Raw genomic sequence first — 13,774 nt, forward strand, 5'->3', positions numbered from 1 at the left:
GCCGCTCACTTCACGATGCTAAGGGTTTCAAGCATGCCTAGATGCCGGTCGGTCAATCGTCGAATTTCAGCAAGCGAAAGCTCGGGCGCCGCGATCAGACGGATCGCGTCAATCACCTCAGGTACAACGATTACATCGGGCGAAATATCTTGCATCAGGTAGACGCACTTCTGGTCAACTAAGATGGATTCAGCCCAGACGAAGGTTTCCCACCGGTCTCCCCGGACTCGTCCAAGGTCACGAAAGAACTCTTGGATGTCTGCCGTGCTGGAAAACCCATCGTCAGACGTACTCACGAGTATTCGCGACTCGTCATGAAGTCGGTCGATAAGAGTCTCTCGGTCTATCGAATCGACAAGATCGAGCTTGATCATGTGAAGATGCGAATGCGTGTAAGAAGCAACCACGCGACGTATCTGGCACATGGGGACGCAACCGGCAAGCGTCGTTCTAAGTTCATCCTCCAGCGCCGGCTCCTCAAAGACCGGCTGAAGGGCGTCCAAGCTGGAGGCTGCGTCATCGGCCGCGTGAGCGGCACGTCGAACGACGGTCGAGTACACACGTTCGACCGCAGACAAAGCATTTACAACCCTAACCAGACGTGCGAGAGAAAGCGAGTCGGCCGAAGGCACAAACAACCCTCCCGGTCCATTGCGAATCGACTCGGGTGTCAATGAAGTGAAGACGGCGCACCGCTGCTCATGGCAAGCACCCGGGCTCCGGCCATCCTCCGTGATCCGTACGGTCAATCCCTTCACCTCGACCGACACGCGAGTGGCTCCACCGGATCCAGAATTGGATGCCGTGGTGCCGCACGGCTCCGAAGAAGGTAATAACAACATGTCGCATTGCGCCTTCACCCCGTCGGCAAGGTGGTTTGCGATACGACCACGTCCCCTCAGGCTGACTTCGATAGTCATCAGTGCCCCCTTTCAAAACGACCAGCCGAAAAGCTTTGCCGTGAGCCGAGACCCTTGTCCCTACCCTCCTTCTCTAACAACTCCCTCTGCGTACTGAGCAAATCACCTAGAGGAGCGATCCATTGGTCGACACCGCCCGCGTGACGATCGGCTTGAATCTGTCTCATTGCCGCCTCAGTGGCGCCGATCGCCGCGCGGAGCCCTTGGTTTGCATAAATCACGAATCCGATGGTACCGTATGACTCCATCTGATCGATCGACAGAGTGGGATACATGGTTGGAATCAGTACAAGTGGCGCTGTCCCTTGCCAACTGCGCACGACCTCAATCACCTCCTCATCACATTTTGTCTTGGCGTGGATGACGATGGCGTCTGCTCCGGCTTGTCCGTAGAGCGACGCTCGTCGCAGCGCCTCCTCGCCCCCAAGTCCAGCAACGAGTGCTTCGACGCGGGCAAAAATCAGGAAGGAATCGTTGGTACGCGCCGCACATGCCGTTGAGATGCGATCGGCGAATGATGTTGCGTTCGACAACCGGCGTGATCCGGCCAGCAAACTGTTACACTTGGGATACGCGGTGTCTTCCATGCAAATTCCACCAGCGCCAACGGACTCAAAGGCCGAGACAACACGCGAGACATCTCCGTCATCTCCCCATCCAGTTCCCACATCGGCAAGAACCGGGATCGAGACCGCTCCGGCCATCGCGGCGGTGACCGCGAGAACGTTGCACATGGTTAATCTGTCATCATCGATCTTTCCGTACGACGCCGCAATTTCGAGGCTGCTGGCCCAGACACCATCATAACCGCATCGCTCCAGCAGCTGCGCTCCGAGTACATCGTGTGCGCCCGCCAACATCGCGACGCGATCGTGTTGTGACTTCATCACCGCAGAACGATGCATCTTTGGGCTCGGCTGAAAGTGGTTCATGAGTAATCCTGTAGAAAGATTTCTTGAAGTATTCGGTCGAGATCGGCTCGCCCGATGGCGACCGGATTGACCGACAGATCACCCGCGACCCCCGCAGCAAGCTTCGGCAGATCGTCATGAGTGAGATACCGTTTCAGTCCAAGCTGCAACCCGATACGGAGTATCCAATCGGTCACGATTTGGCTGCACATGCCGGCCGCTTCGTCCGATGGCAGTTCCGCGACCCCGGGCCGCAGGATCGCAGCAATCCTGGCGAATCGCTTCGTCTCGTTGTGAAAACAAGAATCGATCCAGTGCGGGTAAAAGAGTGCGACGCTCTGCCCGTGCGCTATCTCAGGTCGCAATCCACACAATGACTTGTCAACTCGATGGGGGAAACAGGTGCCGACACAGGCGAGATTCATTCCCATCGTGGTGCTGGCGTAGGCAAGCTGTTCACGCGCCCGACCGTGTTCGGGATGCTCTAATGCGATCGGCAGGTAAGTGCTGACAATCCGCATGGCACGCAAGGCCATTTGATCGTGGATCGGCGTGCGTTTTGGCGACACGTATGATTCGATGGCGTGAGCGAGCGTGTCAAAGCCGGTCTGTGCCGTGACTAGCTTCGGAAGCGTCCAAGTCAGCTCCGGATCGACCAACGCAAAACGAGGAAACAAGTAGTCACTTCGAATTCCATCTTTCAAACTTTTCTCGGGATCTCGAACAATTGCCGACCGATTCAGCTCGCTACCCGTTCCAGCCGTCGTAGGAATACAAACCAATGGCAACGCCGTTGAATCGACCTCCGTCTTTTTGTAGAGAAAATCGGCGGCCGTGCGGCCAGTTGCGGCGACTCCAGCAATCGCTTTGCCGCAATCAAGTACGGAACCACCTCCGAGAGCAACAACGACGTCGGCGCGATGTGCACGTGCCGCGGCGGCACCCCGATCGATGTCTGCCGTAGTGGGACTTGACTGCAGACCAGAAAAGCGTCGGACACTCAACCCATGTTGACTCAAATCATCCAACAACCGCTCGGACGGGCCAAGCCGGTCCATCGCAGTACGACCTGTCACCACAAACACACGTTTGCCAAGTGACGCGGTCACCTCGCCGGCCCGCTGAAAGGTACCGGCACCAAAGAAAAGCTTCGTCGGTACGTGAAAAGCAAAATGCATCGATCACTCGGGCGCAGAAAAAGGCCTGATGATTCGCGAGGTTGGAGCAACCGGTGAACCTGCCCTTCCTCAAGACACCCTTTCCTGCGAAATTCTTCGCGGAATCCCACTCGATTCGCTGTGCTTCGGCTCACAGACCGATTCGTAGGAAGCACCCAAAAAACAAGCCCGACGTGCGAACACGTCGGGCTTGCGGGTCGGGTGACTGGGCTGCATTGCTCCTTCAGAAGGATTGCTCCTTCGGAAAGGAGAAGGGCCATGGTGAAGCCCTCCCTGCCTCACCATGGCCCATCAGTGCTGGAACGATGGCACCGATCGTTCCACCCTCCCAATCCATGGTACCTGGAGTATCGGCTACTGCACCGCGATTCCTGTAGCGGTTTCGCGGCGTCGTCCGATTTTTTTCTTTGTCCAGGTCAGGCGATTTGCTAGCAACCCGAATCGCGGCTGTGGTCACTGGGCGTTGCCGGGCGCCCATTCAGCGGGCGGTGGTCCGCAATCGACCGGCGGTGCCGCACAACCTCCGCGATGGCATCCGTTGTCACAACCGTTGTTGCAGCCGTGCGACTTGCCGTGGATCGACAGATCGATGTGGGGCTTGCACTGGTTTCGGTAGCCATCCCACACGTGGACGTTGCAGGCGTTGGAGCGCCAGTATTGGTAGAACGTCGACGTCGGCAACTGGGGCGGCATGTAGGGCTGGCAGGCTCCGGGTTGGATGAAGTCGCGGTGCTTCAGCCCGGCCAATCGGCAGTGTTTGCCACAGCTGGGGGTGCATTGGTGACAGCACGCGGAGGCCTGGACTGCCGCGGCGGGTGCTTGTTCGTCCACGATCGGCTCGGCGATGGGCGGTGCCGGTAGGGCTTCCGAGTCGGCCGGCATCGTCATCGCTTCGGCCGCGGGCGTGGTGGTCAATTCCGTCACGTCGGCCACCACGTCGCGCGATTCGACGACCGCCTGGACGTTTCCGTCGACCAAGGTTGTCGCCGCGTCTCGGATCGGGGCGGGCTGAGCCGCGGCCGGCAGGGCTGCGGCGGGAGCGTTGTCAAAGTTGACGTCGGCCAACAACGCGTCGAAGTCGCTTTTCGCTTGGGATTGTCCGGCCAGTGAGAAGGACCCGGCAAGCATGGCGGTCAGGACCAATCGTCCTAAGGGGGTGCGAGTACGCATAAGAAACATCCATGTGATTGGTGGAGAGGGAGACGAACGACATGTCGCTCGCGGCTGTCGCCGGCGCAGCATCCATGCCTCTGCGGTTCTATCACTGTAAGCTTTCCCGCGCATCAGCCTGGACGCAAATCGCAAGCGAGAAAACTTTGCCAATCGCCTTCCCCCCGGGTCCTTTAACCGCGTCGACTCGATCGCCTTCTGTAGCCGTTAAACCGGCAACGGTGCGTCGGCATTGCCGGACCGTCAGAACCCCACCTGGAAAACGCGCAGAAGCATGGTTAGCGGAACGGCGCGAGCGGGCTGTCGCGTTTCAAAACACCTCGTGAAACACGGGTACTCAAGGCTTCACCGCGTTGCACACCTGGGCAACCGCGGATTCCACTGCGGGCTCAGTCTTCCTGTGACTCTTTTTCATCCGGTGAGATCACAGCGAGCACGGCCGCCCGCACTTCGGCCTGACGATCCTTGGCATCCACTTGACGGCCATCGGCCTCGGTCAAGTAGAACACGTCGGCAACCTGATCCAAGTGCGTATCAATCTTGGCGAAGTGCAGCACCAGGTTCAGGTCAGAAAGCGCCGAGGCGACGCGATAGAGTAAACCAGATTGGTCATAGGCGAACAGCGACAAGATGGTGAACCGATCCAAGGTCTCGTTATCCAGGTCGACCTTGGTCGGCAGCACGTTGACCGTCTTTGAATCATCTTTCTTGCCGACCGACCACTTGCGTTTGCGTGGCGGCAGCGGTGTTTCCGGCGAATCGAGCAACTGCTTCACACGCGAGGACACCGTTTGGATCCGTTTCGGCGGAGGCTGATCGGGGTACTCGGGATCGTCGACCCAGAACTCATCCCAGACGATATTTTCCAACGTCACGATTTCAGCGCGGAGGATCCCGATCCCGCAGGACATGAACGCGCCCGCGACCCTGGCAAAGATGCCGACCCGAGTGTCGTCCTGGTGAAAGATGACGACATACCGCATCGCCGAGGCAATCGGATCGTACTGGGCAAAGCAGAGCGTCCGTTCGCCCGCATCCAGGGCCGCTGCGACGTGAATCAGCTGTGTCGCCAGATCCTCCGATTTTTCCCGGCGCAGCATCGACAAGGGGATCTGCTTGAGCAGCGCCAAACTGGTCGCGGCGGAACGCTCGTCTCCCAAGTACTCGCGGACCTGGTGCCGAATCTCATCGGTCAGCTCCTCTTGATCCGCATCCAGATCACCCGTCTCGAAATAACGCCGCGTGCGCAAATAGAGATCCTCGATCAACTTCATTTTCCAATCGGTCAAGACATCTGGACCGACGGCCGCCAGATCGGCGACCGCGTGTATGATCAACAGTTCCAGCCGACGGATCGATCCGACTTCCTTGGCAAAGGAGATGACAATTTCGGGATCGTTTAAATCGTGTCGGAACGCGACCGTGTTGACCGCCAAGTGCTTGAGGACCAGCCATTCCAAAATCTCGATGCTGCTGGCGTCCAAATCCAATCGCTCGCCGGTCTTTCGGGCGATCCTCGCACCGACGATGGAATGGTCCTCTTCGTATCCTTTTCCGATGTCGTGAATCAGCAGCGCCAGGTGCAACAGCGTTTTGTCTTTCAATCGTCGATAGCGACGGCCCATGGCGGTAGGGTCTTCGGCAAAGTCGGTCGCCGCTTCGACGGCGCGAATGCAATGCGCGTCGACGGTGTACTTGTGATAGGCGTTGAATTGCAACAATCCGCGAGTGCGTTTGAACTCCGGGATCAACTGATCCAGGATTCGCAACTCGTGCAATCGCTGCAGCAAGGGCGCCAGCCGCCCGCCGCGACTGAGCAGCGACAGGAAGGCGCCGACCGATTCGGCGTCCGGAGGTGCCGGCTGGCGTTCCTGCATGGCCTTGCGAATCGTTTGCCAGGTGTGGTGCCCGATCCGCCGATTGTTGTGGTTGGCCAAACTCATGAAACGCAAGATCCGCGGCAGACTCAAGGCGAACTCTCGCAACTGAGACGCCTCGACCCAGATGTGCGTCGGTCCCATCAAAACGTCGGCTCCGATTCGCTTGGCCCGAATCCGTTCGATGATCTGACCGATCAACGGACGGCTGCGGTTGTCATCGGCAAAGAATCGGGCGGCATAGCGGACGTCCCGCGTGACATCAAAGTACTGTTGCATGAACGCTTCGACCGGCAGCACCCCTTCACGTCCCTTGTAACCCCAGGCGTTGGCGATGACCACTTGCGTCGTCCGATCCAGCACGTCCTGCGCCCGGCCTTCACGAAAATGCAATTCGTTCCGCAACCGAATCAGAAAGTCATAGGCCCGCCGGAGCATGCGGTAGTCCTCATCGGTCAGCGTCCCGAGTTTCAACAGCCGTTCCAAATCCACTTCGCCGTATCTGGCAAATCCGATCCAGCGAATCATTTGAATGTCGCGCAAACCGCCGCGCGACTTCTTCAGGTTCGGCGTCAACAGATAGTTGGTGTCTCCCCACTTGTTACGTTCTTCGCGTCGCGCTTCGATCAGATCGCGAACCAGACGTCCGCCACGACGAACCGCTCCGTGTCGCAGCGATTGAAAGAAACGCTTAAACACCTTCAAGCTGCCGGCAAGAAATCGCGATTCGGTCAGCGAGGTAAAGATCACCGGGTCGGACCAGGACAACGAACAGGCTTCGCGGGGCGTCCGCAGCGAGAACCCGACGTCCAGCCCGATGTCCACCAAATCACGCGTCAGCGCCTGGGCCAGCTTTTCGGCGACCGCGGTCGAACGCCCGCGGACGATCAGCATCAGATCGGCATCCGAATAGGGCGCCAAATCACGACGGCCGAAACCGCCGTGGGCGACCAACGCCACCCCCGCCGGCGTTTCTCCACCAAAATGATCAGCGCAGGCCTGATTCCAGACCTCCAGCACCAAGTCGTCATAGAGGTCACTGACGAGCGTGGAAACCTGGGTGCCGCGGGACCCGGCGTCATGCTGACGGCGGCATCGCTCACGTCCCTCGCGTAGGATCGCGCGGCCGCGTAGAACAACATCCGAGAGCGAAGAACCAGCCATCACGAACACGCCGCCTAGGGTCCAAGAATGCCGGCGTCGGAGGGTTCGCCGAGATTTGGGTAAGCGAAATCAGCCCTCCCCAGGGCCGGCGACCCCGGCCACGGAGTTCGAACCCGAAATGCACCGCGCGAGAAATCGCCTGGCAGGCCGCCCCCGTGTTAGAGTGCTTCTTCGCCCCGCTCACCGGTTCGGATGCGGATCGAATCTTCCAGATTGGTGACGAAGATTTTGCCGTCGCCGATTTGTCCGGTTTGGGCGGTTTGCAAAATCGTGTCGACGACCGTCTGCAAATTCTCGTCCGTACAAATCACTTCAATTTTGACCTTGGGGACAAAATCGATTGCGTATTCCGTGCCCCGATAAATCTCCGTGTGGCCCTTTTGCCGACCGAATCCTCGTACCTCACTGACCGTCATCCCATGGATGCCCTGGTCCGTCAACGCGTTTTTGACATCTTCCAATTTGAAGTGCCGAACGATGCCTTCAACTTTTTTCACGTTTATGCCTCGCAGGATGCGGCTGGAAATCCAGTCCCATAGGGTGAACTGAGGTCGTACTCGTACCGCCAAGTGAATCCCGGCAGCCTACTGTCGACCCCATTGTACACTCGGCGGTCGAACTCCATCCAGCGGGTATCGCCCGATCGTCAAACGGGCCGCTGCCAGGGCACGTCGGCGATCCCCGCCTGCGAATTCACTTCGCGCGAGAGCACAAACAGATAATCGCTGAGCCGATTCAGGTACACGATCACCGCGTCAGAAATCTTGACCCCCTGCTGATCGCCCAGCGTCACCACGCGGCGTTCGGCACGGCGACAGACCGCCCGGGCCAAATGCAACATCGATGCGGCCTGGGTCCCTCCCGGCAGAATAAACTGCTTCAGCGGACTCAGCCCGCTCTCGTGCTCGTCGATCCACGCTTCGATGCGGGCCACATGGGGCGTGCCGATCACCCGCAGGTCGTGCTCATCGGGATTCGGGGTCGCCAGTTCGGCACCGATCGAGAACAGCTCCCGCTGAATCAGCTCCAGCTGCTCATCGACGCCTTCACTCACACCGCCCGCGCCGAGCGAACGCACACAGCCCAACGCCGCATTGAGTTCGTCCACCGTCCCGTAGGCCTCGATCCGGGCATCGTCTTTGGAGACCCGAGGCCCCCCGAACAGACCCGTGCTCCCGGCGTCACCGGTTCGCGTATAGATTTTCATGTCCCACCCGCTCAAGTTCGTTCCAGTCCTGTGGCCGTTCTTTTTAGGGCGATTCGCCCCGCCGACAAGTCCGCTGTGCCAAAGAAACCGCAAATCGAAATCCATGACAGACCCCATCGCCTCACCGACCAAACGGGCCGCCGGCATGTTGCTGGTCACGCGAACCCAGCCGAGACAATTCTTGCTGATGCGTCATCACGACCGCTGGGACTTGCCCAAAGGACATTGCGATCCCGGTGAATCCGATCTGCAAACGGCGATCCGCGAAACCGAAGAAGAAACGGGAATCTCCACTGACTCCCTCCAGATCGATCCCGACTTCCGTTTCGAATTGAGCTACCCGGTTCGATACAAACGCCACGGCGACCAAGTCTTTCACAAGACCGTCGTCTACCTGCTCGGCTGGGTTGACGCGGCCTTTGCACCGACCCTGACCGAACACCCGGGATTCCAATGGTTCCCCTGGAACCCGCCGCACCGCATCCAAAGCCAAACGATCGATCCGCTGCTCGAAGCCGTCGCAATCCATTTGGATCAGCAACAGCAAGACCATCGAAGCTTGAGTGGACAGGGGTAGGAAAATTTTGGAGGTAGGAAGATTGGCCTCCTCGAAGGGATGCTGAATCTCATCATTTTCTTACCTCTAGAATCTTCTTACCTGTTTCACACGACGCACCGTCAGTCGCCGTAACTGGCACCGCGGATTTCCACGTTGATCTCACCCAGTCGCCGGAAGACCTGCGCGAGCACGACATTCAAATCAGCGTCCCCGGCCGGACGGCTCAGACACAGTTGATCGGCGCGGTTGATCTGGGACGTCATCGGATCGATCGAAATCCATCGTCCCTCGATCGATGCCACCACCCAGGCGGCCAGATGCATCGTGACGCGATTCTCCGCGGAACTTCCCGTCGCTTCGGAACGCGTGAGGCCAAACACGACTCTGGCGGGGATTTGTCTGGCACGCAACAAGGCCGCAATCAAGACGGCGTGATCCATCTCTCCGCCCTGCCCGCTGCGAATGATCGCCGACGCCGGCCGCAGCTCTCCTTGGGGGATCAACGACAAATCGTTCTGCGCCAGACGCGCCAATTGCTCCGCCAACTCCTGGATCGGTAATTCGCCGATCGCGCCGGCCATGCGGGTCACCGACGGATGCCGGATATCGAGCAACGTCGACGCGGCGGTATCGATCGGTTCGGCGACCGAACGGTCCGCTTCAAATCCCGTCGGCGTTTTGGCCTGCGTCGAAACCATCACCTGCACCGCATCGCCGCTGCGTTTTACCGATTGGCCGGCAACGGCCGGTAGCAGCACCACATCGGCCCCGTCCGCATCGACTGGGCGGAATTCACCAGAATCGTCCTCGGATGTCGATCGCGAGGGGTCGCTGACCACAAACGCAACTTCCGTTGGATCGGCATCCGCCCGTAGCGAGCCGGTCACACTGAAATGGACTCGCCGATCGTCGGGCCGACGGAAGAGCTCATCGGCCGACGCCCGATCGGTCCGAAACGATTCCAGCCGCAATCCGAGGTGCAATGTTTTCTGGATCACACCCTGCTCGTCGATCCAGACGACCAGCGAATCGACCTGCTGGCCGTCCCGAAACGTCGACACATCCACTTCGCGAAGCGTTTGATAGGTGCCATCGAACATCGGCACCGACGCGTCGCCGGTGCAATGCAATTCGATCAGCCCGATCGATTGCAGCGAAGGCATCAGGACCGGCAATCGACGGGTCTCACCGGTTTCGATCACACGTCGCCGTAGCGTCTGCTCCAGGGCGAACAACCCCCGCGTCTCGGCGGGCCAATCGAGTTGAAGTGTTTCCTGTCCCGAGTCGCTCGACAACTCAATCGCCAGCTTCTGTGGACCGCGTGTCCCGCGTGCGGTCGAGGAGATCGGGCCGGCGTGAACTTCGCTTTGAAAACTTTTCAGCGCACCATCGACCGACTCCACGCTCGTCAGCGTGATTCGACGCACAAAGGACGCCTTGCCGGTTCGAAAGATCAAACGCTCGTTGCGACTGTATGCTGCTTCGGTCGCGGCGGCGAACTGCACGCTGTCGATCCGCGCGGCCGCTTTGATTTCACTCACGCCCACCACCTGGCTGCCGAATCGGTAGACGTAACACGCATTCCAGTCCCCCTCGAACGACTCTTGCAAGGGTTGGTCCTCGGTGGCGACCGCATCAACCTCCGACGCAGCGGAACCCTCCGGCTCGGTGGTCGGCGCAGCGGGTTGCCCGATCGGCGGCCGCGGCGGAATCAAATCGCCGCACCCCGACGCGACGCACAGACACGTGACGCACAGACCACCAAAGAGACAAACCAACCAGGGCGAATTCAAGACACGTGTCATCGGATTTCACTGAAAAAGAACGGATCGCGACGAGTCATCGCTGCCCAACACTATATCCGGCGATCGCTACCTATGGCACAGACGCAACGTTGATTGCCCCGGGTCCACATCGATCACCATGAAATGTTGCCTCGGGACAACGCCTTCAACCCGTGCGAAGGAGTCCGATTGCAGGGGTCGATCCGATCGATCCACCTGATCCGAACATGCCTCAGCGATTTCATGGGGCGGGATTTCCGGATTGGCGAAACGATGCGCCCGGTCCATCACATGACCTAGCGTTGGCTGTAGACCGAGCGGCAGCTTGCCTTCGCCCGATCTTCAACATTCCCGTGAACACTCCCCCCGCGCCAAGAACCGGACCGCCTGACATGGGCTTTTTGAAACGCATCCTCCGTAACAATACCGTCGAAGACACAGGGTCGATCTTCACACCGGGCAGCTTTGAAGCGTTGACGGAGGAGGAACTGCAAACGCATATGGGCATCGACACCTATGGTGCCTTTGACCTGACCGATGCGATCCGCCCCTCATATGACCTACAGGTCGTGCCACGCCAGGGATTCCGGTTTGACGAATACGTCGACGACAACAGTCAAATCCGCACCCCGGTCATCATGGCGGCGGCAACGCGGCATCGAATCATGGACCTGTTCCTGGATCTGATCGATCGGCTTGGCCCCGTCGTCGATGTGGTGCTGGAAACCAGCCACCACTTCGCGCCGCATCAGCAAGACCTCTATCGCGAGCACATTGATGTGCCCGTCCTGAAAAGCATTCTGCTCGATCACGAAGACCTGCTGCTCAACGACGGCTGCACGGGGATCGCAGTGATCAACCCGGGACGACGGCAAGAGGTCCAGTTGGATGAACACAAATTGATGATCGTCTACGGGCGACCACTGGAACAATTTGAACAAACGCTGATTTCGGCGGACGTCTATCCGGATGAAAACATCAAGTTCATCACCGAAGCGGAACATGTCCACAGCAGTAGCGAAGCCTATTTCGACAAGTTCAATACGCTGAAACACCGCTTGGGCATGGACAGCGACGACTTGTCGGGTTGCTGCTAGCGGCCTCTCTGAACTACGATTCGCGAAGTCATCCGCCTCGCCCCCCAGGACTTCGCCATCATGATCTTGGTCTTGAGCGCCAGTTTGAACCCTGGCAGTCGCAGCCGTATTCTGGCCAACGCGTGCCGAGAGCGACTTGAAGCCGCTCATCGCGACGTCGCCTGGTTTGACCTCTCCGCAACGCCGCTGCCGTTCTGCGACGGTGCGGCCGCCTACGGTCATCCCAAAGTCGTGGATCTGGGACACCTGATCGAAACGGCCGACGCGATCTTCATCGCTTCCCCGGTGTACAACTTCGATGTCAACGCGGCGATCAAGAATGCCGTCGAGCTGACGGGGAAAAAATGGACCGGCAAGGTCGTCGCGATGATGCTGGCCGCCGGTGGCGCCGGCAGCTACATGAGCGCAATGGGTCTGGCCAACAGCTTGATGCTGGATTTCCGCTGCCACATCGTGCCCCGGTTCGTCTACGCGACCGGCGAATCCTTCGAAGGCGACAAACTGGCCGACGATGACATCCAGTCGCGCGTCGACTTACTGGTCACCGAAACCCTGCGTCTGGCCGACGCCCTTAAAACGACGCCCTAGCAGGTTTGTTCATCGCACCGTTGGTGTCTACACCCTCAGGGACCGTCCAGCGCAGGGCGACCGCTTTTTCGGGTACGATGACCCTTCCGGGCCGTCGTCCGGACGACTCTCCTCGACGACCTAGAAAGGACGTCGTACAACGATCCGCTCACCCCATCACACTCAATCGACCAGATCGTTGGTGTTTGTCGCGTTTGGCGTCTTTCCAACGCCGGACGGTCCCTTCAGGCGATCCCCCGGTCGCTGAGAGAGACGTCGATTGTATAAGTGTCGGAGTTGATCGTAGCGGAAGTCGCCAAGTCTTTCGCAGCGCCGACCCTCTCTGGCGTTTGCTTGCTGCACAAACGCCGTCTCTCCCAGAGGGAGAGAATCTCAATGGGTTGCCAAATCCTGCAGCAAGAGAAGCGACGTCCCAAGCAGCGAAAGAGGAGGCGAAAGTCTGCACACCAGCATCGCTGCGACCTACTTCCGATAAACCCCGTTGGTCTGGATGTAAACCTCGACCGATCGGGGAACACGATGGCGAATGCTACTCCCCTGCCCTGCCCTGTCGCGGATCTCGCTGCTCGAGATTTCGATCAGCGGCATCTCGATCACACAACCACGAAAACGCTCGATCCGCTCGTCACCGACCAACCCGTCCAGCACGGAAAAATCGATCTCCCCTTCTCCACCGCGACGCACCACGGCCAATATCACACGCGACAACAACTCCTCCGGCTGATGCCAGCGACGCATCGAAGCCAGTGAATCGCTGCCGATAATCAAAAACAACTCCGCACCGACATGCTCCCGCTCCAATTCGGCGATCGTGTCGACGGTGTAGCTGACCCCGGCACGGTGCAGTTCCCGTTGGTCCACGTCGTGACCCGGACGCCCCGCGATGGCGAGCCGCAACATCTCGACACGCTGCTCGTTGGTGGCGACTGGGCCTCCAGGCTTCAACGGCTGGGTCGCCGTAGGGATCCACAGCAACCGATCCAAGTCCAAGACTTCGGTCGCCGCCTCGGCGATCCACAAATGGCCCACGTGAACCGGGTCGAACGAGCCGCCGAAAACTCCAATTCGCATCTCCGGGATCCTTTGGTCAACGCCCACGGAAGGGTTTGTTTTACGATCGCTGGTGCCAGGTTTGCTAGTGCAGGACTCGCGACACAACGCCGGAAATCCTCTCTGTCAGAGCATTGGTGCCGACACAAGTCGCAAGACTTGAAGTCACCCTCCCTTTCAGGAGGGTCGGACGCGAGGTACGAGCGTCCGGGAAGGGTGACGCAAGATGTAGAGACACCCATGCTGTCAGGGAGGGATCGGACGACGCG

Annotated in this window: 12 protein-coding genes and 1 pseudogene; 3 read left to right on the forward strand and 10 right to left on the reverse strand. The window is 59.2% G+C overall.

What is annotated here, in order from left to right; genetic code table 11:
- Positions 1-5: 5 nt before the first annotated feature.
- From NZK35_RS19715 to NZK35_RS19745, 8 genes and pseudogenes are all read right to left on the reverse strand, one after another.
- On the reverse strand, positions 6-920 hold the full coding sequence (locus NZK35_RS19715; protein WP_259634242.1) for a hypothetical protein: 915 nt from the start codon (positions 918-920) through the stop codon (positions 6-8).
- Positions 920-1,852 (reverse strand): isocitrate lyase/PEP mutase family protein, encoded by a 933-nt coding sequence (locus NZK35_RS19720; protein WP_259634243.1) that lies wholly within the window; start codon positions 1,850-1,852, stop codon positions 920-922. The genes NZK35_RS19715 and NZK35_RS19720 overlap by 1 nt, the downstream gene beginning before the upstream one ends.
- The gene (locus NZK35_RS35095; protein ID WP_456115276.1) at positions 1,849-2,535 is read right to left on the reverse strand and encodes a hypothetical protein; all 687 of its coding nucleotides are present in this window, start codon (positions 2,533-2,535) and stop codon (positions 1,849-1,851) included. The genes NZK35_RS19720 and NZK35_RS35095 overlap by 4 nt, the downstream gene beginning before the upstream one ends.
- Before the next feature lie 3 nt (positions 2,536-2,538).
- Positions 2,539-3,009, reverse strand: a pseudogene (locus NZK35_RS35100) (iron-containing alcohol dehydrogenase); the annotation flags it as partial.
- A gap of 453 nt (positions 3,010-3,462) precedes the next feature.
- Positions 3,463-4,179, reverse strand: coding sequence for a hypothetical protein (locus NZK35_RS19730; RefSeq protein WP_259634245.1), 717 nt, complete (start codon positions 4,177-4,179; stop codon positions 3,463-3,465).
- A 389-nt stretch (positions 4,180-4,568) separates the two neighbouring features.
- Positions 4,569-7,220, reverse strand: coding sequence for a [protein-PII] uridylyltransferase (glnD, locus tag NZK35_RS19735; protein ID WP_259634246.1), 2,652 nt, complete (start codon positions 7,218-7,220; stop codon positions 4,569-4,571).
- A gap of 158 nt (positions 7,221-7,378) precedes the next feature.
- The gene (locus NZK35_RS19740) at positions 7,379-7,717 is read right to left on the reverse strand and encodes a P-II family nitrogen regulator (protein WP_145391120.1); all 339 of its coding nucleotides are present in this window, start codon (positions 7,715-7,717) and stop codon (positions 7,379-7,381) included.
- 149 nt (positions 7,718-7,866) lie between these two features.
- On the reverse strand, positions 7,867-8,427 hold the full coding sequence (locus NZK35_RS19745) for a cob(I)yrinic acid a,c-diamide adenosyltransferase (protein ID WP_259634247.1): 561 nt from the start codon (positions 8,425-8,427) through the stop codon (positions 7,867-7,869).
- 103 nt (positions 8,428-8,530) lie between these two features.
- Between NZK35_RS19745 and NZK35_RS19750 the strand changes: the two genes are divergently transcribed.
- Positions 8,531-9,004 carry a bis(5'-nucleosyl)-tetraphosphatase gene (locus tag NZK35_RS19750; RefSeq protein ID WP_259634248.1) on the forward strand — a complete coding sequence of 158 codons (474 nt, stop codon included), beginning with the start codon at positions 8,531-8,533 and terminating at the stop codon, positions 9,002-9,004.
- Between the two features lie 101 nt (positions 9,005-9,105).
- Here the strand turns inward: NZK35_RS19750 and NZK35_RS19755 are convergent, their stop codons facing one another.
- On the reverse strand, positions 9,106-10,791 hold the full coding sequence (locus NZK35_RS19755) for a transglutaminase-like domain-containing protein (protein ID WP_259634249.1): 1,686 nt from the start codon (positions 10,789-10,791) through the stop codon (positions 9,106-9,108).
- 371 nt (positions 10,792-11,162) lie between these two features.
- Between NZK35_RS19755 and NZK35_RS19760 the strand changes: the two genes are divergently transcribed.
- Together NZK35_RS19760 and NZK35_RS19765 are read left to right on the forward strand one after the other, a co-directional pair.
- Positions 11,163-11,867 (forward strand): hypothetical protein, encoded by a 705-nt coding sequence (locus tag NZK35_RS19760; protein WP_259634250.1) that lies wholly within the window; start codon positions 11,163-11,165, stop codon positions 11,865-11,867.
- Between the two features lie 60 nt (positions 11,868-11,927).
- Entirely contained in the window at positions 11,928-12,455 is a 528-nt protein-coding gene (locus NZK35_RS19765) for an NADPH-dependent FMN reductase (protein WP_259634251.1), read from the forward strand.
- A gap of 462 nt (positions 12,456-12,917) precedes the next feature.
- On the opposite strand, the gene nadD is transcribed toward NZK35_RS19765, so the two are convergent.
- Entirely contained in the window at positions 12,918-13,526 is a 609-nt protein-coding gene (nadD, locus tag NZK35_RS19770) for a nicotinate (nicotinamide) nucleotide adenylyltransferase (protein WP_259634252.1), read from the reverse strand.
- Positions 13,527-13,774 lie beyond the last annotated feature (248 nt).

Source organism: Stieleria sedimenti, assembly GCF_025060895.1.
In the GTDB taxonomy this organism is placed as follows: Bacteria; Planctomycetota; Planctomycetia; order Pirellulales; family Pirellulaceae; genus Stieleria; species Stieleria sedimenti.

Coding starts and splice junctions, on each gene's coding strand:
- NZK35_RS19720 (WP_259634243.1), bottom strand. CDS start 1,852: ATGAACCACTTTCAGCCGAGCCCAAAGATGCATCGTTCTGCGGTGATG.
- glnD (WP_259634246.1), bottom strand. CDS start 7,220: ATGGCTGGTTCTTCGCTCTCGGATGTTGTTCTACGCGGCCGCGCGATC.
- nadD (WP_259634252.1), bottom strand. CDS start 13,526: ATGCGAATTGGAGTTTTCGGCGGCTCGTTCGACCCGGTTCACGTGGGC.
- NZK35_RS19765 (WP_259634251.1), top strand. CDS start 11,928: ATGATCTTGGTCTTGAGCGCCAGTTTGAACCCTGGCAGTCGCAGCCGT.
- NZK35_RS19755 (WP_259634249.1), bottom strand. CDS start 10,791: ATGACACGTGTCTTGAATTCGCCCTGGTTGGTTTGTCTCTTTGGTGGT.
- NZK35_RS19745 (WP_259634247.1), bottom strand. CDS start 8,427: ATGAAAATCTATACGCGAACCGGTGACGCCGGGAGCACGGGTCTGTTC.
- NZK35_RS19730 (WP_259634245.1), bottom strand. CDS start 4,179: ATGCGTACTCGCACCCCCTTAGGACGATTGGTCCTGACCGCCATGCTT.
- NZK35_RS19715 (WP_259634242.1), bottom strand. CDS start 920: ATGACTATCGAAGTCAGCCTGAGGGGACGTGGTCGTATCGCAAACCAC.
- NZK35_RS19750 (WP_259634248.1), top strand. CDS start 8,531: ATGACAGACCCCATCGCCTCACCGACCAAACGGGCCGCCGGCATGTTG.
- NZK35_RS19760 (WP_259634250.1), top strand. CDS start 11,163: ATGGGCTTTTTGAAACGCATCCTCCGTAACAATACCGTCGAAGACACA.